This is a genomic window from Streptomyces sp. NPDC048441 (genome assembly GCF_043200235.1).
In the GTDB taxonomy this organism is placed as follows: domain Bacteria; phylum Actinomycetota; class Actinomycetes; order Streptomycetales; family Streptomycetaceae; genus Streptomyces.
In genome coordinates this window covers 367485-387729 of sequence record NZ_JBICXM010000003.1, presented here as the reverse complement: position 1 = coordinate 387729, position 20245 = coordinate 367485, and the positions used below count along the sequence as shown (strand labels likewise).

Annotated in this window: 21 protein-coding genes, 1 tRNA gene and 1 pseudogene; 11 read left to right on the top strand and 12 right to left on the bottom strand. The window is 69.7% G+C overall.

The window, feature by feature from the left end; genetic code table 11:
- Window positions 1–66: 66 nt before the first annotated feature.
- A complete protein-coding gene (locus ACGFSB_RS09730) occupies window positions 67–564 on the bottom strand; it encodes a phosphoribosyltransferase (RefSeq protein WP_393396530.1) in 498 nt (165 codons plus the stop codon).
- Between the two features lie 8 nt (window positions 565–572).
- Complete coding sequence (dcd, locus tag ACGFSB_RS09725; protein ID WP_393396528.1) at window positions 573–1148, bottom strand: dCTP deaminase; 576 nt, start codon at window positions 1146–1148, stop codon at window positions 573–575.
- Between the two features lie 549 nt (window positions 1149–1697).
- On the opposite strand from dcd, the gene ACGFSB_RS09720 reads away from it, so the two are divergent.
- Window positions 1698–1771, top strand: a tRNA-Gly gene (locus tag ACGFSB_RS09720).
- 57 nt (window positions 1772–1828) lie between these two features.
- Here the strand turns inward: ACGFSB_RS09720 and ACGFSB_RS09715 are convergent.
- Window positions 1829–2323 (bottom strand): PIN domain-containing protein, encoded by a 495-nt coding sequence (locus ACGFSB_RS09715; RefSeq protein ID WP_393396526.1) that lies wholly within the window; start codon window positions 2321–2323, stop codon window positions 1829–1831.
- A 237-nt stretch (window positions 2324–2560) separates the two neighbouring features.
- Here ACGFSB_RS09715 and ACGFSB_RS09710 point away from each other — a divergent pair, with 237 nt between their 5' ends.
- Window positions 2561–3808: a glycosyltransferase 87 family protein gene (locus tag ACGFSB_RS09710; RefSeq protein ID WP_393396524.1), complete on the top strand. Its 1248-nt coding sequence runs from the start codon at window positions 2561–2563 to the stop codon at window positions 3806–3808.
- Between the two features lie 19 nt (window positions 3809–3827).
- On the opposite strand, the gene ACGFSB_RS09705 is transcribed toward ACGFSB_RS09710, so the two are convergent.
- Window positions 3828–4010, bottom strand: coding sequence for a hypothetical protein (locus ACGFSB_RS09705; protein ID WP_393396522.1), 183 nt, complete (start codon window positions 4008–4010; stop codon window positions 3828–3830).
- Between the two features lie 114 nt (window positions 4011–4124).
- The gene (locus ACGFSB_RS09700; protein ID WP_393396520.1) at window positions 4125–4598 is read right to left on the bottom strand and encodes a carboxymuconolactone decarboxylase family protein; all 474 of its coding nucleotides are present in this window, start codon (window positions 4596–4598) and stop codon (window positions 4125–4127) included.
- A 153-nt stretch (window positions 4599–4751) separates the two neighbouring features.
- On the opposite strand from ACGFSB_RS09700, the gene ACGFSB_RS09695 reads away from it, so the two are divergent.
- Complete coding sequence (locus tag ACGFSB_RS09695; RefSeq protein WP_393396518.1) at window positions 4752–5117, top strand: PH domain-containing protein; 366 nt, start codon at window positions 4752–4754, stop codon at window positions 5115–5117.
- A 41-nt stretch (window positions 5118–5158) separates the two neighbouring features.
- On the opposite strand, the gene ACGFSB_RS09690 is transcribed toward ACGFSB_RS09695, so the two are convergent.
- Entirely contained in the window at window positions 5159–5545 is a 387-nt protein-coding gene (locus tag ACGFSB_RS09690) for a nuclear transport factor 2 family protein (RefSeq protein WP_393396516.1), read from the bottom strand.
- Between the two features lie 232 nt (window positions 5546–5777).
- On the opposite strand from ACGFSB_RS09690, the gene ACGFSB_RS09685 reads away from it, so the two are divergent.
- The 3 genes and pseudogenes from ACGFSB_RS09685 (at window position 5778) to ACGFSB_RS09675 (ending at window position 8981) form a co-directional block, all read left to right on the top strand.
- Window positions 5778–6713, top strand: coding sequence for an SGNH/GDSL hydrolase family protein (locus ACGFSB_RS09685; protein ID WP_393396514.1), 936 nt, complete (start codon window positions 5778–5780; stop codon window positions 6711–6713).
- 412 nt (window positions 6714–7125) lie between these two features.
- Window positions 7126–7515, top strand: a pseudogene (locus ACGFSB_RS09680) (hypothetical protein); the annotation flags it as partial.
- 200 nt (window positions 7516–7715) lie between these two features.
- The gene (locus tag ACGFSB_RS09675; RefSeq protein ID WP_393396513.1) at window positions 7716–8981 is read left to right on the top strand and encodes an ion channel protein; all 1266 of its coding nucleotides are present in this window, start codon (window positions 7716–7718) and stop codon (window positions 8979–8981) included.
- On the opposite strand, the gene ACGFSB_RS09670 is transcribed toward ACGFSB_RS09675, so the two are convergent.
- Window positions 8976–9605, bottom strand: a complete 630-nt coding sequence (locus ACGFSB_RS09670) for a MarC family protein (protein ID WP_393396511.1) — start codon at window positions 9603–9605, stop codon at window positions 8976–8978. The genes ACGFSB_RS09675 and ACGFSB_RS09670 overlap by 6 nt on opposite strands.
- 26 nt (window positions 9606–9631) lie before the next feature.
- Window positions 9632–10546, bottom strand: coding sequence for a LysR family transcriptional regulator (locus ACGFSB_RS09665; protein WP_393396509.1), 915 nt, complete (start codon window positions 10544–10546; stop codon window positions 9632–9634).
- Between the two features lie 217 nt (window positions 10547–10763).
- On the opposite strand from ACGFSB_RS09665, the gene ACGFSB_RS09660 reads away from it, so the two are divergent.
- Entirely contained in the window at window positions 10764–12056 is a 1293-nt protein-coding gene (locus ACGFSB_RS09660; protein ID WP_393396507.1) for an SGNH/GDSL hydrolase family protein, read from the top strand.
- 114 nt (window positions 12057–12170) lie between these two features.
- Here ACGFSB_RS09660 and ACGFSB_RS09655 read toward each other — a convergent pair whose 3' ends face one another.
- Window positions 12171–14141, bottom strand: a complete 1971-nt coding sequence (locus ACGFSB_RS09655) for an FUSC family protein (RefSeq protein ID WP_393396505.1) — start codon at window positions 14139–14141, stop codon at window positions 12171–12173.
- Window positions 14142–14180: 39 nt separating this feature from the next.
- Complete coding sequence (locus ACGFSB_RS09650; protein ID WP_393396503.1) at window positions 14181–15239, bottom strand: endonuclease/exonuclease/phosphatase family protein; 1059 nt, start codon at window positions 15237–15239, stop codon at window positions 14181–14183.
- A 208-nt stretch (window positions 15240–15447) separates the two neighbouring features.
- Here ACGFSB_RS09650 and ACGFSB_RS09645 point away from each other — a divergent pair, with 208 nt between their 5' ends.
- On the top strand, window positions 15448–15888 hold the full coding sequence (locus ACGFSB_RS09645; protein WP_393396501.1) for an SH3 domain-containing protein: 441 nt from the start codon (window positions 15448–15450) through the stop codon (window positions 15886–15888).
- Window positions 15889–16063: 175 nt separating this feature from the next.
- The gene (locus tag ACGFSB_RS09640; protein WP_393396499.1) at window positions 16064–16471 is read left to right on the top strand and encodes a hypothetical protein; all 408 of its coding nucleotides are present in this window, start codon (window positions 16064–16066) and stop codon (window positions 16469–16471) included.
- Between the two features lie 146 nt (window positions 16472–16617).
- Here ACGFSB_RS09640 and snpA read toward each other — a convergent pair whose 3' ends face one another.
- On the bottom strand, window positions 16618–17292 hold the full coding sequence (gene snpA, locus ACGFSB_RS09635; protein ID WP_393396497.1) for a snapalysin: 675 nt from the start codon (window positions 17290–17292) through the stop codon (window positions 16618–16620).
- A gap of 199 nt (window positions 17293–17491) precedes the next feature.
- On the opposite strand from snpA, the gene ACGFSB_RS09630 reads away from it, so the two are divergent.
- Window positions 17492–18514, top strand: a complete 1023-nt coding sequence (locus ACGFSB_RS09630; protein ID WP_393396495.1) for a LysR family transcriptional regulator — start codon at window positions 17492–17494, stop codon at window positions 18512–18514.
- On the opposite strand, the gene ACGFSB_RS09625 is transcribed toward ACGFSB_RS09630, so the two are convergent.
- Complete coding sequence (locus ACGFSB_RS09625; RefSeq protein ID WP_393396493.1) at window positions 18471–19079, bottom strand: TetR/AcrR family transcriptional regulator; 609 nt, start codon at window positions 19077–19079, stop codon at window positions 18471–18473. The genes ACGFSB_RS09630 and ACGFSB_RS09625 overlap by 44 nt on opposite strands.
- Before the next feature lie 300 nt (window positions 19080–19379).
- On the opposite strand from ACGFSB_RS09625, the gene ACGFSB_RS09620 reads away from it, so the two are divergent.
- Window positions 19380–20225, top strand: coding sequence for a hypothetical protein (locus tag ACGFSB_RS09620; protein WP_393396491.1), 846 nt, complete (start codon window positions 19380–19382; stop codon window positions 20223–20225).
- Window positions 20226–20245 lie beyond the last annotated feature (20 nt).

Sequence of the window (20245 nt, the reverse complement as noted above, 5' to 3'; positions counted from 1 at the left end):
TAGTACTTGAGACGGAGAAGGCCCCGGCGGAATGCTCCGCCGGGGCCTTCTCCGTTCGTTCACACCTCAGGCGTCGAGAACCTGCCCGGCACGCCGCACGACGGGCGCTTCGACACTCCACGGGAAGTTGATCCAGTCGTCGGTGCGCTTCCAGACGTACTCGCACTTCACGAGCGACTGCGACTTTTCATAAATCACGGCGCTGCGCACCTCGGCGACATGGTCGAGGCAGAAGTCGTGCACGAGCTTCAGGGTCTTGCCGGTGTCGGCGACATCATCAGCGATCAAGACCTTCTTGTCGGTGAAGTCGATCGCGTTCGGCACGGGGGCCAGCATGACGGGCATCTCCAGGGTCGTACCGACCCCGGTGTAGAACTCGACATTCACGAGGTGGATGTTCTTGCAGTCGAGCGCGTACGCGAGCCCGCCCGCGACGAAGACGCCACCGCGTGCGATGGAGAGGACGACATCGGGCTGGTACCCGTCATCGGCGATGGCCTGCGCGAGCTCGCGCACCGCCCCGCCGAACTTCTCGTACGTAAGGTTCTCGCGCACGTCACTCATGCTGGATGTCACACCTGGGTCCGATGGAAATTGAGGAAGGAACGGGAGGCGGTCGGGCCGCGCTGCCCTTGGTAACGGGACCCGTACCGCTCGGACCCGTAGGGCGACTCGGCGGGCGAGGTCAGCCGGAACAAGCACAGCTGGCCGATCTTCATGCCGGGCCACAGTTTGATGGGCAGCGTCGCGAGGTTGGAGAGCTCCAACGTCACGTGCCCGGTGAAGCCGGGGTCGATGAACCCGGCGGTGGAATGCGTCACGAGCCCGAGCCGCCCCAGGCTCGACTTCCCCTCGAGCCTGCTCGCGAGGTCATCGGGCAGACTGATGATCTCGTACGTCGATGCGAGCACGAACTCCCCGGGATGCAGGATGAACGGCTCGTCGCCCTCGGGCTCCACGAGCCGCGTCAGGTCGGCCTGCTCGACGGAGGGGTCGATGTGGGGGTAGCGGTGGTTCTCGAACACCCGGAAGTAGCGGTCGAGCCGCACATCGATGCTTGAGGGCTGCACCATGGATTCGTCGTACGGATCGATCCGTACTCGTCCGGCGTCGATCTCGGCCCGGATGTCCTTGTCTGAGAGAAGCACGCACCGAGGATACGCAGTGCGCGCGGGCGCGCCCCAATCGGACGGACCCGCGCGCGTTATCGCTGCTGTGGTGGCTGCTCGCGACTGCTGCTCGCGACGCTGACGCCGCGGTGTCCCGCTACCTCTTCGGCGCCGTGATCGGCACGGAATGCCGCAATCGGGCACAGCGTGGACAGCGGATGAGACGGCCGGGTCCGAGCCGGTCGGCCTTCTGCATCGGGAACGAAGCAGTGCTGAACACGTGCCCTTCGGCACAACGGACGACGGTGCGCTCCATCAAGTCCTCGAGTCCCTTCCCCAAAGCCGTAGTTGAGCTCGTGGCGCCCCTGACTCACCTCATGCGTGAGCGGGTGCCGAAAGGCCACATTACGGGACGAAAGGGGCGACCCTCCAGGCGGCGCTCCGATCCCTCACCGTACGCCCCAACTCCCGCGTCCCGCAGCGCCATCCACGCCCCGGACAGCACGCGGGCCCCGGGGCAAAAGCGCCCGGGGCCTGGGATGAGGTAGAGTGTGCGACGTTATGACACCGCCACAGACGGCGTCTTTCGCGGGTGTAGTTTAGTGGTAGAACATCAGCTTCCCAAGCTGAGAGTGCGAGTTCGATTCTCGTCACCCGCTCCATAGTTGAACAGCTGAGGCCCAGGTCGGCGACCTGGGCCTTTTTCGTTGGATCATGGCTTATCGAGCCAGGCCCAGGCCCTCTGGCGGTCGTACGGGCAAGACCCGGAATGCCTTGTGGCGGCCGAGAGGGCGTACGGCGCGGAAGTCCCGGCGGTCGAGTGTGAGGATCGCGCCCCTGTCGCACTCGGAGGCCAGGGCCACATTCACCGCGTCCGCGAGGTCGAGGTCCAGGTCCAGGTCGAGGTCCAGGTCGAGGTCGAGGTCCAGCGAGTTGTAGCGCGCGGATGGACTGGGCGACACCCAGGTGGTCCTCCGCGATCTCCGGCGCGACGATGCGGCCCCGACGTATCCAGTGCCGGATGCGTCAACCGCGCCGAGTGCGGCCTCACGGCCCAGTTCGCGCGTCGCGACGTGGTCGAGTTCGGCGAGCAGGAGCGGGGACACGACGAGAAGGCCGGCCGCCAGAATCGCCTCGTTCGCCGCGCCGTGCTCCGGGTGGGTGGAGTCGAGTGCGGCCAGCAGTCCGGAGGTGTCGGCGATGACGATGATCACGCGGCGGTTCCGGGGCCGGTCTCGCGTCGTACCGCGTCGGCGACCGTGTCACGGACTTCGGCGGGTTGGGACACCCCCTGTCGCCCCTGTCGCCCCTGTCGCCGCGACCCTACGCCTGGCCGCGCCGTCCATCCGCGGCAGCCGATAGCCACCCACATCCCCAGCTCCCGCCCTGGTCATCGTCCTATACGCGGCATGTATACACCGCGCGTATACTCACCATGTATAGTCCCACGCATGATCACGACGCTCCCCCCACTCGGGCGCCCGGATACCGCCGCGCGTCCGAAGAACTCCGGTGACTCACCCCGCCCCGCGCGGCGCTGGGACTGGCCCGTCCTTCTCGTGTGTGCGGTGTCGGCGCTCGCCGTCGGGCTCGCCTCTCCCCCCGATACCTCGCAGCAGGCCTGGGGGCTTGCCTCCGCCCTCGGCTATGGGTGTGCCGGTCTCGTCGCCTTGAAGTCCGCCCCGTGGGCGCCGCGTGTGGCCGTCATCGCAGTCGTCGGTTCCGTCCTCGTGCCTCTCCTCTACCTGACCGTCATCGGCAAGGCGCAGATGGAGGTCGGCGTCGTGGAGCGCGGGGCCGAGCTGCTGTTCTCGTCCGGGACCCCTTACAGCGCCACGCCGCATATCGTGCGGGACTTCAATCCGTACCTTCCCGGCATGGCGGTCTTCGGGATACCGCACATGGTGTTCGGCGACGGCCCGCTCAGCAGTGCCCGCTTGTGGTTCGCCGTGGGGTTCCTGGCCGCCGTCGTCGGTGCCGTGCGGGTGTTGGCCGGTGGGAAGCGGGGCGTCGACGACGTCGAGGACGGTGGGGTCTCGAGCCGCCGCGCCCGTGCGGGGGCCGGTGTCCTGTGGCTCATCGCCTGCCCCGTCGTCGCGCTGCCGCTCACCATCGGTGGCGTGGACCCGCCCGTCATCGGGCTCATCTGCCTCGCCCTGGCCTTCGCGCACCGCGGCGACGCCGGGCGCGCGGGTCTGGTCCTGGGGGCCGCTGCCGCGCTGAAGTGGACCGCCTGGCCTGCCATTCCGGTGATCGTCGCCCTGTTCGCGGTACGCGGCGGGACGCGGGCCGCAGTCAGGTGCGCGGCGGGAGCCGTGGGGATCGCCGTCCTCACCGCCCTGCCGGTGCTCCTTGTGGACAGGGCGGCCTTCTACCAGAACGTCGTTCTCTACCCGTTGGGGCTCGGCCCCACGGCCTCCTCCGCCCAGAGCCCCCTTCTCGGGCATCTGATCGTCTCGCTGGTGCCGAACGGCGAGTCCGTCACCATGGGGCTCATCGCGCTGAGCGCCGTGGGGGTGGGGGCTTCACTTCTCGTACGTCCGCCACGCACCGCCACCGCCGCCGCCGACCGGCTCGCCCTGGGGCTGCTCCTGGCGATAGCGCTGTCCCCGGCCACCCGAGTCGGTTACGCCGTCTACCCCGTCGTCCTCCTCGCCTGGCCCCGATTCGCCGCCCGTATCTCAGCAGGGCAGCCCTGACCTCGCCGCCTCACCCGTCCTAGTCACCGGAGTTGCTGCCCGACCGGCCCTTCAAGGGCTTCGCCATCGTCACCAGCTCCGCCACGACGAGCACCACTCGCGCCACGCCATGGACCCACCGCGGCCCGCCCCGCGACGCCCAGACGACGGCCGCGAACCCCGCGGCCGTGAGCAGCACCAGCACGCTGAGCAGCACGATCATGGCTTCCCCCTTCTTCACGCGTGACGTCACGCGTCACGTCACGCGTCACGTCACGCGTTACGTTCAAGGAAGCCGATCTTCTCAGACCGCGGTCGGGGCGGGTGGGCCGCCCAACTATCCGAACTGGCCCGGCTGGTAGTCCCCCGCCGGCTGCTGAACGATTACGTTCACGCGGTTGTACGTGTTGATGACGGCGATGAGGAACACCAGGGCTGCGAGCTGGTCCTCGTCGTAATGCTTGGCGGCATCCGCCCAGGCCGCGTCCGTGACACCACCGGCCGCGTCGGCGATCCGGGTCCCCTGCTCCGTCAGCTCCAGGGCCGCACGCTCGGCGTCCGTGAACACCTTGGCCTCGCGCCAGGCGGCGATCAGGTTGAGGCGCGACGAGGTCTCCCCGGCGTGCATGGCGTCCTTGGTGTGCATGTCGGTGCAGAATCCGCAGCCGTTGATCTGGCTGGCGCGGATCTTCACCAGCTCCTGCGTCTCGGCAGGCAGGGTCGAGTCGGAGGCGACCTTGCCCGCCGAGTTGATGTGCCGCAGAGCCTTGCCCGCGACCGCGTTGCCGAAGAGATTCAACCGAGCTTCCATGGCGCACTCCTATGCCGTATGCCGTATGCCGTCAGTGAGGCCGTTCTGATGCCTTCACTTGTCTGACGGACGGGCCGGGCAAGATGTGACGGGCGCGTTAGAGTCGGTCCGAAAATTCTATGAGTTCCGATGAAAACAAGTGGGGGGCCTCTCATGGCGCTGTTCGGGAACGCGCACACGATCGATCCGATGGCCGCGCAGCAGGACTACGCGCGCCTGCTGGGGAACGGCGAGCAGGTACAGGCCGCGTTCCTGCTGATACGCGACACCATGATCTTCACCGACCGCCGGCTCGTCCTCGTCGACAAGCAGGGGATAACCGGCAAGAAGGTCGAGTACCACTCCGTCCCGTACCGCAGCATCACGCACTTCTCGGTGGAGACCGCAGGTCACTTCGACCTCGACGCCGAGCTGAAGATCTGGATCTCCGGCACGCACGAGCCGATCCAGAAGACCTTCACCAAGGGCGTCGACATCTACGAGGTGCAGGCGATCCTCACGCAGTACGTGGCGCGCTAGGGCCCTAGGGCCCTAGCGCCCTAGGCCGTTCGCCGTTCCCTTCAGGGCTGGGGCACGCGGTCCAGGAATCCGTACACGCCACGGATACGGCCGTCATCGGCGAGCGTGATGACGTCGAACCCGGCGACGGGCGCGGAACCGTCCGCGACCGACACCAGCTCCCACCCGAAGCGCGCGGTGTCGTGGTGCCCGTCGACAGCGCCGGTCTGCCGGAACTCGAAGCCCGGGAACTGCTCGTGGGCCCCCGCGATCACGGCGGCGAGCGACTCGTGCCCCGAGACGTCGGCCAGCGGGTCCGTGTAGCTGCCGCCCTCGCTCCAGGCGGCGGCCACGGCCTTGGCCAGGTCCTCGGCGCTCTCGGTGTTCCACGCCTCGAAGTAGCGGGCGACGGCGGTCTCGTACGCGGAAGTGGTGTGTGCGGCATTCATGGGTCAGCCTCCTGTGAAGTGTTCAACCGGGTTGCTCTCCCGATGACTTGAGCTTGCCGTGCGGGGCGACGCGGGTCGATTACGTCCGGGGTAATGCGGGACCGCCGAAGCGCTGCCCGCTTCCCGCTTCCCGGTGCCCGCTTCCCGCTTCCCGCTTCCCGGTGTCTTCTCACGCGCACGTGACTGTGCTTGCCTTGGGGGCTATTTCGGTCGCCTGGACGGGAGTTGGCGTATGCGCAAGCCGTGGATCGGTGGGCTACTGGCCGCTGCACTGCTCCTCGGAGCGTGCGGTGATCCGGGGTCGTCCGAGAGCGCGGAGGCCCCGGCGGCCCCCGAAGCCCCCGAGGCCACAAAGGCCGCCGAGCCCTCGGCGTCGCCCACGCCCGCCCCCACCACCCGTCGGCGCGTCGCAGGAAAGTCCCGGACGGAAGCACCAAAGGTTCTCTACCTCGGGGATTCTCTCGCGATGGAGAACCAGACCGTCCTCGGCGACCAGCTCCGCGCCGAGCTCGGTGCCCGCTACCGCAGCGCGCCCTACTCCGGGACCACCCTCTGCGACTACCTCGACGGAACCGGTAAGGACTCCCTCGTCCCCGACAAGGACAAGGCCGCCGCGCTGGTGCGGTCCGAACGGCCGGACTATGTCGTGCTCCAGTTCTGGGGCAACGCGTGGGGCTATACGCCGTGCATGGACGGCATCACGTACGACAAGGCGCGGGCGAAGTACTTCGATCGGTACGCCGCCGACGCGAGGGCGCTGACCTCCCAGATCAACGACGCCGCCGCCGGGGCGGACCGGCCGCGCATCGTGTGGGTGATGCAGGGGCCCGACCCGATCACCCCCGATCGCGTGCGGCGCGTCAACAGCATCTACGAGGCGCAGGCGCGGGCCTCCGGCGGGATCGTCGCCGACGCGGGCCGCATGGTGGCACCGGCTTCGGGGCGGTACACATGGGTGGAGAAGCTGCCGTGCACGGCGTACGAGACGAAGAACCCGGCGTACTGCACGGAGCCGGGGCGCGGGCGGACGGCGCTGCATCGCGGCGATGACTATCTGCACTTCTGCCTGGCGCCGACTACCGCCAAGTCCCGCCCCTGCCCGGCGCGTTCACCGGGTATCCGCCGGATGACGGCGGAGATCACCCGGGCTGTCGCCGAGGCGCCCTAGGTCGTGTCCGCCACGTCGGCCACTGTCGGGGGCCTGGACCACGACCCTCCATTCCGGAGTTCAAGCCGGCCTCGGCCAGGGGCAATCTGAAGGACGGTCTGAAGGACGGCATCACCACCACGTACAAGGCCACCCAGGGTCGTCTCGGGGGAGACCACCCTGTATCTCAGATCGAGCCGTGCTTGTGCCCATCGTCACGGCGCTCGCTCACACGAAGCGTTACCCCGCCGCCGCGCCGACCATCGCCTCCATGAGATCGGCAGCCTCGTCGCTCGTCCGAGTGTGACGCCGAGGGGGCGGCACCAGGGCCTGCTCATTCGGGCCAAGCCCGCTCGCGCCGCCCGCAGGGCTGTCACACGCTGTGAATTCCGGCCGTAGAGACGCGGCCGTGAGCAACAGAGACGAGGTGCCCATGAGCAGCAGTACGAGCAACCCGCGGGGCGACAGCCCCTGGGCATCCGGCGGTACGGCGTTCGCGGGCGTCCTGATGCTGGTCTACGGCGTCCTCGGCATCCTCGAAGGCATCGCCGCCATCGCGAAGGACGACGTCTACGCGCGCATGGGGGACTACGTCTACAAGTTCAACCTCACCACGTGGGGCTGGATCCACCTGGCCCTCGGCATCCTGCTCGCCGTCGTCGGCTACGGCATCCTCAAGGGTGCCGCCTGGGGCAAGGCGTTCGGTGTCGCCCTTGCCTCGCTCGCCGTCGTCGTGCACTTCCTGTGGCTGCCCTACCAGCCGGTCTGGGCGCTGATCTCGATCGCCATCGGCGTCTTCGTCATCTGGGCGCTGTGCACGGACCACCAGTCCGACGGCGACGCGGGCCGTGGCGGTCCGCCGAGCGGCGGAGCCGCGGAGGGTGGCTGGGGACCCAGGAGCACCTCCAGCGGACCCGGCCCGTTCGCCGAGGGCTCCGGCGCCCCCACACCCGGAGGCCCTGGCCCCACGCCTCCCACCGCCCCCTGACCGGACGCGAGGCAGCGGCAGCTCCGGAGGGGCCTATGACACCGCAGGCCCGCGCTCTCCTACCGCTCGTCGTGCCCGCCCTGCTGATCGGCGTCGGGTCCAGCCTGGTCCTGCTGCTGCTCAGCTTCGTCGCCGAGCGGATGCAGGATCTGCTGTGGGACACGCTGCCGGACGCGGTCGGGGTCTCCGGGACGTCGGCGGGGTGGATCATCGCCGTGCTGACGGTGGCCGGGTTCGTCGTCGGTCTTGTGGTGTGGAGGGTCCCCGGGCACGCCGGGCCCGACCCAGCGACGCTCGGCCTCGTCGATCCGCCGCTGCCCGTCCGGGTGCTCCCCGGCCTCGCGCTGACCGTCATCGTGGCCCTCGCGGGCGGCGTCAGCCTCGGCCCGGAGAACCCGATCACCGCGATCAACATCGCCCTCGCCTACGCGCTCGGCATGAAAGCCATGCCGCGTACGCCCGCCTCCGACTGGGTCGCCCTCGCCGCCGCCGGGACGATCGGCGCCCTCTTCGGTACGCCGGTGGCGGCGGCGCTCATCCTCTCCGAGACCGTCACGTCTCCCGGACCCGACCCGCGGCCCCTGTGGGACCGTCTTTTCGCGCCGCTGGTCGCGGCCGGTGCCGGGGCGCTGACCACCGTCCTCATCGCGCATCCGACGTTCCAGATCGACGTCCCGGCGTACGAGGGGCCGAGCTGGGGCGACGTACTCTCCGCGATGGTCATCAGCACCGGGGCGGCGGCTGTCGGTCTGGGCGCCGTGTACGCCTTCCCCTACCTCCACCGCGTCTTCCGCCAGCTCGGGCACCCCGTACTGATGCTGACGGTGGGCGGCCTCGTGCTCGGCGCCCTCGGCGCGCTCGGCGGCCATCTCACGCTCTTCAAGGGCCTGGACGAGATGAAGGAACTGACCGCGCACGCCGCCGACCACGACGCGGGCAATCTGCTGCTGCTCGCCCTGGTCAAACTGCTCGCGCTCTGCGTGGCCGCCTCCTGCGGCTTCCGGGGCGGGCGGATCTTCCCGGCCGTCTTCGTGGGCGTGGCCCTCGGCATGTTCGCGCACGCGCTCGTCGACGCGGTGCCGCCCGCCCTCGCCATCACCTGCGCCGTCCTCGGCATCCTGCTCGCCACGACGCGGCAGGGCTGGCTGAGCCTGTTCACGGCGGCGGTCGTGGTGATGGACCTCGAACTGCTGCCCATCCTGTGCGTCGCGGCGCTGCCCGCCTGGCTGTTGGTGACGGGGCGCCCGGACATGCTGATCGAGGGGGAGAGGGAGGAAGAAGGACAGCGGACCGTGTCATGAGCGGCCCAGGCCCGGTACCCCCAGCGCGGCGAGCCCGTCCAGGACCAGGTCCACGCCGACCGCGGCGAGGAGCAGGCCGAGCAGTCTGCTGAAGAGCTCGACCGTCGCGTGATGCGTGCCGCGCAGGATGCGCGCCAGGAGGACCACGCACACCAGATCCAGGGCGACCACGGTGACGTACGCGCCGACGACCGTGGACCGCCAGGACCACGTGTCGCGGGCCGCCGCCTCGATCAGTACGGCGGTCATGGCGAGCGGGCTCACGATGTACGGCATGAGCAGTTCGCGTACGCCGCTGACGAGATCGGGCGCGTCCTGATGCGCGCCGTCCGAGCCGAGGTGGACGCCGAGGACGAGCCCCACGGCGTAGATGAAGAAGATGACTCCGCCCGCGAGCTGGAGCGCGGGCGTCGAGATGTGAAAGAGGTCGAGCAGCCAGGGCGCGGTGAACCCGGCGACAAGGCCGATGACGACGGCGGCCCCTGACGAGACAAGGGCGATCATCCGCAGCTCGCGGACCGGATGGTTCTGCGCGATGCCGCCGAAGGCGAGCAGCACCTTGGGCGGGCCGACGACGGAGAAGAAGGTGATGAATGCGGCGGAATAGGTCAGAGCAGCGGTCACGCACGGCATCCTGTACCGCGCCGCGCCTAGAACGCCGCGGGCCCGCCGTTGGCCGCGACCGTGTCGCGCACCGCGCGGACGAAGGCGTCCAGGCGCGGGGTGCCGGCGGCGGCCGTACGCCAGATCAGCGCGACATCGGCCGACGGAACATCGTGCAGGGGTACGAAGATGATGTCGGGCCGCGAGTAGTACTTCTCCACGGACGCGACCACCGGCGACACCCCCTGCCCCGTGGCGACGAGCGTCATCAGCTCCTGGAAACCGGCGACGGACTGACCGCGGCGGATCGGGAGCCCGCTGGGGGTGCGGGGCGGGATGTGGAAGTCCCACCAGTAGGCGGGCGCGCCGTTCACGACGCCGAAGAACGTCTCGCCCGCGAGCTCTTCGAGCGATACGCCGTCGCGCCGTCCGGCGAGGCGGTGGCCGAGGGGGACGGCGAGCATACGGGGTTCGTTGATGACGACGGGGCCGACGGTGAGGTCGGGCTCCTCGACGGGCAGGCAGGTGAACAGCGCGTCGGCGTCACCGCTGCGGAGTGCGCCGAGCGGGTCGCCGACGTGGGTCTCCCGCATCCGTACGTCGCAGCTCGGACAGCGTCCGCGGAACGTCTCCAGGATCGCCGAGGTCAGCGAACCCGCCCCCGCCCCGAGGAAGGCCACGGTCAGCTCGCCGTCGACGCCGCGCGCCGTGTCCTTGGCGCGGGCGACCGCGGCCTCCATGCGCACGTGCAGCGGCGCGAGGTCGTCGTACAACTGACGGCCCAGCGGGGACATCTCCACCCTGCGGCTCGTGCGCTCGAAGAGCGGGCCGCCGATCTTGCGCTCCAGCCTCTTCACGGTCTGGCTGACGCGGGCCTGGGAGAGGAGCAGGCGTTCGGCGGTGCGGCCGAAGTGGAGTTCTTCGGCGAGGGTCAGGAAGGTTTCGAGCTCTTGTCGTTCCACTGGTCTCCCCTTCTCCTTCACCTTGTACGGCTGTGACCTTGTACGGCTGTGACCATGTACGGCTGTGACCTGCATCTATAAGCCTGAGCGTCGCGATCGTTTCATGGATCGCCGTTGATCGGGGGGGTGGCGGAGGCGGATCTTGGAGGAGTCCGGTCAACGGACGGCATTACTTCTTCTTTCAACTCCCCGTTCTTTCAACTCCCCGGAGATTCCCATGCTTTCGCGTACTCGCACTCGCACTCGCACATCCGCCGTCGCCGTCGCTGCCGCTGCCGCTGCCGCGCTCGCCCTGACCGCCGGTCTCGCCGTCACGGGGGCCCACGCCTCCGGCTCGCAATCGTCAGGGCCCGACTGGACCGCCGCCTGGGCCGCGTCACCGCAGCGGGCCAGTACGGGATTCAAGCCCAACTGGTCGGAGGACGGCTTCTCCGGGCAGACCGTGCGCCAGGTCGTACGCGTCACGGAGGGCGGCGACAGAGCCCGTATCCGGCTCTCCAACGCGTACGGCACGTCACCCCTGCACATCGCGGGGGCGACCATCGCGCGTACGAAGAAGGGGGCGGCGGTCGAGGAGGGCTCGGTGCGGCGGCTCACGTTCGGGGGGAAGCGGTCGGTGGCGATACCGGCGCACGGTCAACTCTCCAGTGACAGAGCGGGGTTGGGCTTGCAGGCCTTCGATTCGGTCACCGTCACCCTGCACCTCGCCCGCACGACGGGGCCCGCCACGTTCCACGCGCAGTCCTTCGCGACGAGTTACCGGGCGGACGGGGAGCATGTCGGGGACACGGGGGCGGGGGCGTTCGATGAGTCGTCGGAGTCCTGGTACTTCCTGTCGGGCGTGGATGTGAGCGGCGGCGACCGGCCCCGCCGGAACAACGGCATCGCCCTCTTCGGCGACTCCACCACCGACGGCTTCGCCTCCTCCACCGACCTCAACCGCCGCTGGTCCGATGCCCTGGCCGAGCGACTCGCCGCGGCGGGGACGCCTCGGCCTGTGCTGAACGCCGGTATCGGCGGCAATCTCGTCCTCAACGACTCGGCCTGGTACGGGGAGAGGGGTACGGCCCGCTTCGGGCGCGACGCGTTGTCCCTTCCGGGGGTGGGGACCGTGGTCGTTCTTGAAGGGCTGAACGACATCGGTTTCAGCGAGAGCGATACGCCGACCTATAAGCCTGCGCCGAAGGTGAGCGCCGGTGAACTCATCGCGGGGCACCGGAAGTTGATCCGGGCGGCACATGAGAAGGGGGTCAAGGTGGTGGGGGCTACTCTGCTGCCGCTGGGGGGATCTGATCACTACGGGGAGCGGGCTGCGGGGGTGAGTGACGCGTTCAACGCGTGGGTTCGGACTTCGGGGGAGTACGACTCGTATGTCGACTTCGACAAGGCGCTTGCCGACCCGGCTGATGGGGAGCGGATCGCTCCCGCGTACGACAGTGGGGATCACCTGCACCCCAATGACGCGGGGTATCGGGCGATGGCCCGCGCGGTGGACCTCGAAACGCTTTAGTCCCCGATCCCGCCCCTTCCCGAAACCGGCTGCGCGCACGGGCCGGCGGAGCCGAGGGGATTCGGGGGATTCGGGGGGATTCGGGCAGGGGTGGGCTTGGGGAAGAGAACCCCCTCACCGCCCCGGCGACGCAATCGCCCTCGCGGCGACGACCTCCTGGCGGAGTGGCTCCAGAACGCTCTCCTGAGGCCCGGTGAAGGACGTCGGGACCTCCTCCAGGATCTCCGAGCCCCGCAACCCCTCCTCCAACTCCCGGAGTTGGCGCGCGACCTCCCCCACCTCCGTGAGGCCCGGCTCCTCCGCCCCATGCCGAATCCGCACCCGCGCAGCGGTGGTCGCATCCACGATCCGCTCGACGGCGATCACCAGCGGCCACCACGCCGCCGCCCGCGCCCCCATCGGCGGCGGCTCCGTCAACGCACGCTGGAACTCCGTCCGGATGACGGACAGGTCCCGGTAGAGACGCCGCCGCATCCGGGCCCGCGCCGCCGGCTCCACGGCCGTGCCGAACGCGCTCTCGACGTACGAAGCCGTATCGGCGACCGCATCGGCAAGGCGGTCGCCGATCCGGGTGTGCCAGCTCTCCGGCCAGAGGAGATACCCCGCCACCAGCGAGATCGCACAGCCGATCAGGCTGTCGACGAGGCGCGGCACGACGAGCCCGAAGCCCTGGTGGTTCAGGACGTCCGAGAGGAGCAGGATCACCGGGGTGATCGCGGCGGTCTGGTAGCCGTATCCCCGCGGTGTGAACGCCGGGATCAGTGCCGCGAGCACCATCATCACCGGCACGTCCCACCACCCGCGCGGCACCTCGGAGAGGACGGCGGCGGCCACCACGAGCCCCGCCGCCGTGCCGAGCGCACGCAGCACCGCTCGCGAGAACACCGACCCGAAGTCCGGCTTGAGCACGAACGTGACGGTGAGCGCCACCCAGTACGAGCGCGGCACCTCGATCAGCGAGACCAGGGACTGGGCGATGCCGATGCAGAGCGCGAGGCGCAGGCCGTAGCGCCAGGAGGCGCTGGAGAGCAGTACGTTGCGGGCCGCCCGGCGGGCTCGTACGCGCAGGGCGGCGGGGCGGCCCAGGCGGTCGTCCACATTCACGATGCCGTGCGGATCGGGGTTGTTGAGGGTCTCGGCGACATGCCGCAAGGCGTGGTCGACGGCGTCGGCGGAGAGGTTCAACGGGTCCGGGAGTACGGGGGCGGGCACCGCGCCGTCCCCCGGCGACGCCACCTCATCCGCCAGGCGCCGCACCGCCGCCGGAACCTCCGGCGGCATCGGCTCCCCGCACTGGTGCGCGACGGGCGCGGCCTCGACGACCGGCGTGATCGCGTTCAACTGGGCGATCAGGCGCACCAGATCGGGGTTGCGGCCGTGGGAGCGGGTCCGCCGGGCGAGAACGAGGTCGTACGACTGGTTCAGGGATGTGGTGACCGCTGTCCGCGCCTCCCCGTACCGTTCGGTGCCCGCCGCTTCCAGCAGCGCGGCCACGCTGCGGTAGGTGGCGGCGACGGCCGCCCGCTCCGGGACGCCGGACCGCAGCGGCCAGGCGAGGAGGGCGAGAGTCAGGACGAGGAGGCCTCCGCCGGTCATCAGGGCGGGGGCGAGCCACCACTCTCCCGGCATCGGAAGCCCCGCCCCCACCACGGAGTTGAGCAGCAGGAGAAGCCCTGCCACGGACGCCACGGCACCGATCGTGGACATCATCCCGGAGGCGAGGGCGACGAGCGTGACCACGCCGACCGCGATCCAGCCGTGCCCGAAGACGAGCGAGCCGATGGTGACGCCGAGCGCGCCGAAGAGCTGCGGTACGGCGATGTTGAAGATCCTCATGCGGTACGCGTCGGCGGTGTCGCCGATGACTCCGGAGAGCGCGCCCATGGAGGCGAGCGCGCCGTACGCGGGCTGCCCCGCCGCGAGGCCGATGAGGAGAGGCAGCGCCATGGCGATGGACGCACGCGCCACCGCCGCCCACGGGATCGGCGCGGTCTGCGGCTTGAGCGTCCTGACCAGCCAGGGGGGTGGGGCGAGCGCGCGGGCGCTCAGGGAGCGGGGTGGTGCGGGTGAGTCGCGGCGGCGCATGTGGCCATTATGGCCGGTTTGCGGTGCCTGACCTGCGCCTTATCGGTTTTTGTGCAGCGTCAGGTCCACCACGAGGGCCCGGTGGTCCGTGTTGTCGATGTCCAGGAAGTGGGCGTCGCGGGCCGAGAAGTCCGGGGTGGCCAGGACGTGGTCGATCTGGGTGCCCAGGGGTGAGAACAGGGCGGTGGGCCAGCTGGGGGTGCGGGCGGAGCCGGAGAGGCGGGCCGCGTCGCGTACGCCCCCGGTGTCCAGGATGTCGCGGAAAGCCGCGTGGTCCTGGGTGGCGTTGAAGTCCCCGGCGATGATGGTGGACTTGACCTGGCCCTTGCCCTTGTTCCCGTCCCCGCGCCTGCCTTCGGCGGCGTAGTCGCGGAGTCCGGCGAGTTCGGTGCGCCAGGTGCCGAGTTGCTTGGGCAGCGGCGGCATGGGGTGGGCGAGCTGGATGCGGACCTGGTGGCCACCTTTCAGCTCGGCCACGGCTCCCGGCATACCCAGGGTGCCCGCGACGCCGTTCGCCTTCTTCAGCCGCAGCTTGCTGACGATCACCGAACCCTCGGCGCCGCTTGCCTCGCTGGCGCTGCGGTACGGGTACTCGGAGCGGGGCAGTTCGTCGCGCAGCAGGTCCGAGCAGGCGTAGTCGCACTCCGGGACGAAGAGGAGGTCCGGCTTCTCCTTGCGGACCGCCTTGATCAAGTCCTGGGTGCCCTTGCCGAATTCGACGTTCGACGCCATGACGCGGACGTCGGCGACCGCCGGTCCCCGCGGGTCGTCGGCCTTGCCGTACGGCTCCAGGAACCAGGCGACGCCGCCGAGGGCGATGACGCCCCAGAGGAGGCCGATGCGCCAGCGGGCGAGTGCCGCGAGCAGCAGTGCGGCGATGGCTGGGGCGAGCAGCCAGGGCAGGAACGCGAGGATCTGGGGTACGGGGGTGAAGCCGTCGGAGTCGGCGAGCCTGAAGCCGATGATGGCGGTGACGCCTGACAGGAGGAGGGCGGCGAGCCAGGCGGAGGGGCGGTGCCTGGGGCGCCGCCGACCCTCCGCCTGCGACTCCGGCCAGCCGTCCTGGGAGGTTGTCTCCGCCGCCGTTGCGCTGTCCAAGGACCGGCCTCTCCGTCTGATGGGATCTCGAATCCTCCCTCAGAGACGGCTGGATGTGGGGGAAGGGTTGCATTCCCCCGGTCCCGCCGCTGCCGGGCCGTCCGGTGGAGCGTTGGTCCGAACGGGTGTTTGCTGGAGGGGGGAAGGAACTGGAGGGGGACGGAAAGAGACAAGACGTGGGGGGGAGCGGGGGAAGAGGAGGTCGATCATGCGGACCACTCCGGCCCTGAGAACCACTCCGGCCGCCCTGGGAACTCTTGCCGCCGCGTTCATGACCGCGGGCGCCCTGTCCCTCGGGGGTGCGTCCCCGGCATCCGCCACCGCGGCGCCCACCCACCATCACGACGTGATCTGGGGGACGGTGATCGCCCCCGTCGACCTGAAGGTCCGGGACCAGCCGTCCACCAGCGCCTCGATCGTCGACAGACTGCCTGCGGGCAGCCAGGACCGGGTCGAGTGCGCGACGCAGGGTACGAGCGTCTGGGGCAATCCGCACTGGTACTGGCTCGGCGGAGTGCAGGGCTGGGCCAGCGCCGCGTACGTCGATGTCGGCGGGCAGCATGTGCCCAGCTGCGCGTCCGCGGATCCCTGCCAGCAGTACAAGCCGTGCTGGGACACGTGCCAGGGCGGCTACAACCGCTACCACTGAAGCCGCCGAGTTGCCGGACGGCGTACGCGGGTGTGCCCTTGAAGGAGCTGTACTAGGAGCCGTACTAGGAGTTGTACCAGGAGCTGTACCGGGAGCTGTACCGGGAGCTGTACCGGGAGCTGTACCGGGAGCTGTACCGGGAGCGTAGGAGTCTGGAGGGACCGTCATGGCTCACATGGCATCCGCTGCATCCGCACCACACCTGCGGGCCGGCTCCACCGCCGGCAGGGCCGGCCTCGCCGCCGTGCTCCTCGGCCTCGTCTTCGGCATCGTGGTCGCCCAGCGCGCCGCGGGCTCGCTCGCTGATGGCAACGCATGGCTTGGCGTCGTCTCCGGCGTCGTCTTCGCCGTGCTCTTCATGGGCATGTACAGGGCGGCGCCCCGGCTGCCGCGCGAGCTGCGCGCGACGGCGTGGGCGAGCTTCGCCGGGATCACGTTCGGTTTCATGTACAGCCAGGGGATGCCGGGGCCGACCGTCCTGCGCTCCACGATCATGGCCGTCGGCGTCGCGGCGGGCGTGTTCGCGGTGATGTTCTACCGCTACTACACGAGCGAGGGGCGGGGCGAGCGCGGGGCCGGTTGACCTGGACGGGGGCCAGTTGACCTGGACTCGGGCCAGTTGACCTAGAACGAAAAGTACGGGCAGGCCGAGCGCTCGGCCTGCCCGTACTTTTCGTTCTAGGTCGCTCTAGTTCGCTCTAGTTCGCTCTAGTTCGTTCGAGCGAGAGGTCAGCTCACCTTGTCCAGCTTGTCCAGCGCCTTCGCGAGCCCGTTGGCCCACAGCTGGTCCACCTGGCCGCTCTCATTCGCGTCAGGCTGCGAGTTGGTGCACGAAGGGCCGGGACCGCCACCCGACATCAGCTCACTGCACGGGCCCTCGTAGTGGTCGGGGAGGCCGAGGACGTGGCCCGTCTCGTGCGCCGTCACACGCGTCGAGTCGTACTCCTCGTTCTGCGCGTAGTCCAGGAAGACGTACCCCTTGCCGTGGCCGTCCGTGCTCGCGTACGAGCCACGCGGGTCATTGCCCTCGCGGTACTCGAAGCTCGCGCCGCTGCTCCCTTCCTGGAGCTTCACGTTGGACACCGCGCCGTTCCAGATGGAGGCACTGCTGGATATCTGCTGCGCGAACTTCGGCGCACCGGAGGCGTCGTACACCACGGTGACCGACTTCGCGCCGGGGTGGGCGGCGCGCTTCTCGGCGACCGATTTCAGGACGGCCTCGAAGAACGCCTTGTTGGCCGCCTTCTCCTCGCCCGAGCCGTTGTACTCGGCGATCGAGGAGGCCGTGGACGTGGAGACCTTGGACGGGGACGCGGTGGGGGTCGCGGCCGTTGCCGAAGTCGTGCCGAGACCGGCGACAGCGAGGCCGACTACGGCCGCGACTGACAGGTAACGCTTGCTCATGTGGGGGGCTCCCTACTCGTTCTGTGAAAGGTGAACGGTTCGGTACCGGGAGTGTCGGGGAGCAGGGGGCGTCTGGGGATGATGGCAAGTGGCGATAGCGCGGAACTATCACTCCCGTTCCGGCCGTGCCCAACTCGGGCGGTTCCCGTGGGATTTGTGAGTCTGGTGCGGCGACGCCCGCCGCTCTACGCTCACGACCATGGAGCTCGAGGTGAGGCACCTCCGCGCATTGTGCGCCATCGCCGACACCGGCAGTCTGCACAAGGCCGCGCGTCAACTAGGCATGAGTCAGCCTTCGTTGACGACCCAGCTACGCCGTATCGAGGCTTCCATCGGCGGCCAGCTCTTCACCCGCGAACGCACCGGCTGCCGCCCGACCCCGCTGGGAAGGGTCGCCCTCAGCCGCGCCCGGCCCCTGGTCAGCGAGATGCGTGCGCTGATCAGCGAGACCAAGGCAGCAGCCGCCCGCGCCGCCGAGGGCCCGCAGCTGCGCATCGGCTCCACGGCGAGCCGTGCCATACCGGGCTGGCTGCGCCGCCTGCGCGTGTCTCTGCCGGACACCGAGACCTCGCTCCAGATGGACGTGTCCGCGAACGCGCTGCTCCGCATGGTCGCGGGCGGCCAGCTCGACGTGGCCTTCGTGCACGAGGTGGAGGGGAGCCCGCTGCGGCTGCCGGAGGGACTTCGGCGGCGCGTACTCGTCGAGCGTGAGCCGCAGTTCGTCTTCCTCGCGGCCGATCACCCGGCGGCGAAGCGGTCCGTCGTCCACCTGGACGACCTCGCCGCCGACCGGTGGATGGTGGACCCGACAGTGGACGGCGAGTGGGACGGGCTGCTCCGGGTCCTGCGGACGGCCGGGCTCAACCCCCGTGTCCTGCACGGCGATTACCTCACCGCCTCATCCCTCGTCGCCACCGGCGAGGTGGTCGCCCTCTGCCAGCCGACCTCGCGCGCGAGACCCGACATGGCCGTCCGGCCACTGCACGGCGACCCGCTCGGCGTGCGGCTGTTCGTGACGGCCCGTACGGAGGGGGAGCTCGACGCGGTGTACGGGGAGCTGGAGTCCGCGTACTGGGATGCGGCACGGCAGTCGCCCGCGTACGGGGAGTGGCTCGCGGGGAGAGAAGCGGAGGCTCGGGAAGCCGGAGCTCGGGAAGCCGGAGCTCGGGAAGCGGAGGCTACGGACCCTCTTGCCCCGGCTGTCGGCGCAGTCCCGCGATGAGGAGACCGACCAGTCGGCGTGCGTCGTAGCGACCGTCCTGACCTGCCCCGATGCAAAGATTCCCGACACCGCGCAGGAGCTCATAGGCCTGCACGCCGGTCCGGATCTCGCCGGAACCGGCCGCCGCGTCGAGGAGCTCGGCGCACACGGGCACGAGACGGTCGAGGAAGTGGGCGTGCAGCGTCTCGAATCCGGTGCTGTCGGACTGCAGTACGGCGGCGAGTCCGTGCTTGGTGACGAGGAAATCGACGAAGAGGTCGATCCATTGCCCCAGCGCGGCGTACGGGGTCGCGCCGGACGCGAGCAGGGCGGGACCGGCATCGGCGCAGGCCTCGATCTGGTGCCGGTAGACAGCGATGATGAGGTCTGCCCGCGTCGGGAAGTGGCGGTAGATCGTGCCCGTCCCGACACCGGCCTCGGCCGCGATGTCACGCACCGGCGCCTCCACGCCCGAGGTGACGAAGACCGTGGCGGCGGCGTCGAGCAGCGTCTCCTCGTTGCGCCGGGCGTCCGCCCGCTTGGACCGGCCAGCGTGCACCGCGCCGCCACCGCCGCTGTCGTTCACCGCGCCACCCTCTCCGCCACCAGCCCCATGCTCATGCCCACGCATTGTCACACTCCGGGCGGCGGGCCCTAGGTCCCTGACAACCGAGGACTTTCGGCAACACGCCCCCGACCTGCGCTTTTACCCGCTTTACGGTTCTGCGTCACCGTATGCGGCTGTTCGTTACGTTCCTTATGGATGACGCACACATGGCGCCCGTAGCTTCATGTCTGTCGCCACGACAAAGAGACACAAAGCCGGACAGTAAGAGCATCCAGAGCAGTCAGAGCAGCCAGACCGACCAGTCACTAGGGATCCGCTATGCGCGCCACCCGCCGTACCTTCCGTACCGCCGCCATCGCCACCGGAGCGATCGCCGCCCTCGCCGCTCCGACCGCGGCAGCTTTCGCCGCCGACACGCCGTCGGCTCCGCAGGGGCAGGTGGCCCAGGACGACCAGACCGACAACCCGGATCAGACGGGCCAGGACACCGACACCCCGCAGCCCGGCAGCTGGGAGTCGAAGGGCACGACGGATCTCGGCAAGGGCTGGTCCGCGAAGGTCGACGTCAATGCCTCCGCCCGTACGGCCAAGGCCTCCATATCCCTCAACGGCACCGCCAAGGGTTCGCTCACCGCCTACGAGAACGCCACGAGCACCACCATCGACGGCAACGCGTTCACCCTGACGCCCGACGGCACGGTCACCGCCAAGCTCGTGGACAAGGACAAGGACAAGGACAAGCCCGTCCCCGGCGGCTGGGTCTCCAAGGGCACGGCCAACCTGGGCAAGGGCTGGTCCGCCAAGGTCGACGTGAACGCCTCCGCCCGTACGGCCAAAGCCTCCATCTCCCTCGACGGCACCACCAAGGGCTCCCTGAAGGCGTACATCGACCCGGCGAGCACCAAGATCGACGGCAACACCTTCAAGCTCTCCGCCGACGGCACCATCACCAGGACAGAGGCCAAGCCGACCCCGCCGAAGCCGCAGCCCAAGCCGGTGAACGGCACCTCCCGCATCGTCCCCAAGGGCGGCGTCAAGGCAGGTGCGGAGGGCGTCAAGCCGGCGGGCGAGAGTGCCCCGCTGATGGCGGCGGGCGGTGGCATGGCGGCGCTCGGCGCGGCGGGCCTCGGTTTCGCGCTGTACCGCAGGAAGCAGGACAACTGACGCAGCAGGAGCGGCGGTAC

Excerpts from the sequence above, each read along its gene's own strand:
- ACGFSB_RS09655 (WP_393396505.1), bottom strand. The coding sequence starts at position 14,141 with ATGCGCCGCCGCGACTCACCCGCACCACCCCGCTCCCTGAGCGCCCGC.
- ACGFSB_RS09730 (WP_393396530.1), bottom strand. The coding sequence starts at position 564 with ATGAGTGACGTGCGCGAGAACCTTACGTACGAGAAGTTCGGCGGGGCG.
- ACGFSB_RS09660 (WP_393396507.1), top strand. The coding sequence starts at position 10,764 with ATGCTTTCGCGTACTCGCACTCGCACTCGCACATCCGCCGTCGCCGTC.
- ACGFSB_RS09640 (WP_393396499.1), top strand. The coding sequence starts at position 16,064 with ATGGCATCCGCTGCATCCGCACCACACCTGCGGGCCGGCTCCACCGCC.
- ACGFSB_RS09645 (WP_393396501.1), top strand. The coding sequence starts at position 15,448 with ATGCGGACCACTCCGGCCCTGAGAACCACTCCGGCCGCCCTGGGAACT.
- ACGFSB_RS09700 (WP_393396520.1), bottom strand. The coding sequence starts at position 4,598 with ATGGAAGCTCGGTTGAATCTCTTCGGCAACGCGGTCGCGGGCAAGGCT.
- ACGFSB_RS09675 (WP_393396513.1), top strand. The coding sequence starts at position 7,716 with ATGACACCGCAGGCCCGCGCTCTCCTACCGCTCGTCGTGCCCGCCCTG.
- ACGFSB_RS09705 (WP_393396522.1), bottom strand. The coding sequence starts at position 4,010 with ATGATCGTGCTGCTCAGCGTGCTGGTGCTGCTCACGGCCGCGGGGTTC.
- ACGFSB_RS09620 (WP_393396491.1), top strand. The coding sequence starts at position 19,380 with ATGCGCGCCACCCGCCGTACCTTCCGTACCGCCGCCATCGCCACCGGA.
- ACGFSB_RS09695 (WP_393396518.1), top strand. The coding sequence starts at position 4,752 with ATGGCGCTGTTCGGGAACGCGCACACGATCGATCCGATGGCCGCGCAG.
- ACGFSB_RS09710 (WP_393396524.1), top strand. The coding sequence starts at position 2,561 with ATGATCACGACGCTCCCCCCACTCGGGCGCCCGGATACCGCCGCGCGT.
- snpA (WP_393396497.1), bottom strand. The coding sequence starts at position 17,292 with ATGAGCAAGCGTTACCTGTCAGTCGCGGCCGTAGTCGGCCTCGCTGTC.
- ACGFSB_RS09690 (WP_393396516.1), bottom strand. The coding sequence starts at position 5,545 with ATGAATGCCGCACACACCACTTCCGCGTACGAGACCGCCGTCGCCCGC.
- ACGFSB_RS09630 (WP_393396495.1), top strand. The coding sequence starts at position 17,492 with ATGGAGCTCGAGGTGAGGCACCTCCGCGCATTGTGCGCCATCGCCGAC.
- ACGFSB_RS09685 (WP_393396514.1), top strand. The coding sequence starts at position 5,778 with ATGCGCAAGCCGTGGATCGGTGGGCTACTGGCCGCTGCACTGCTCCTC.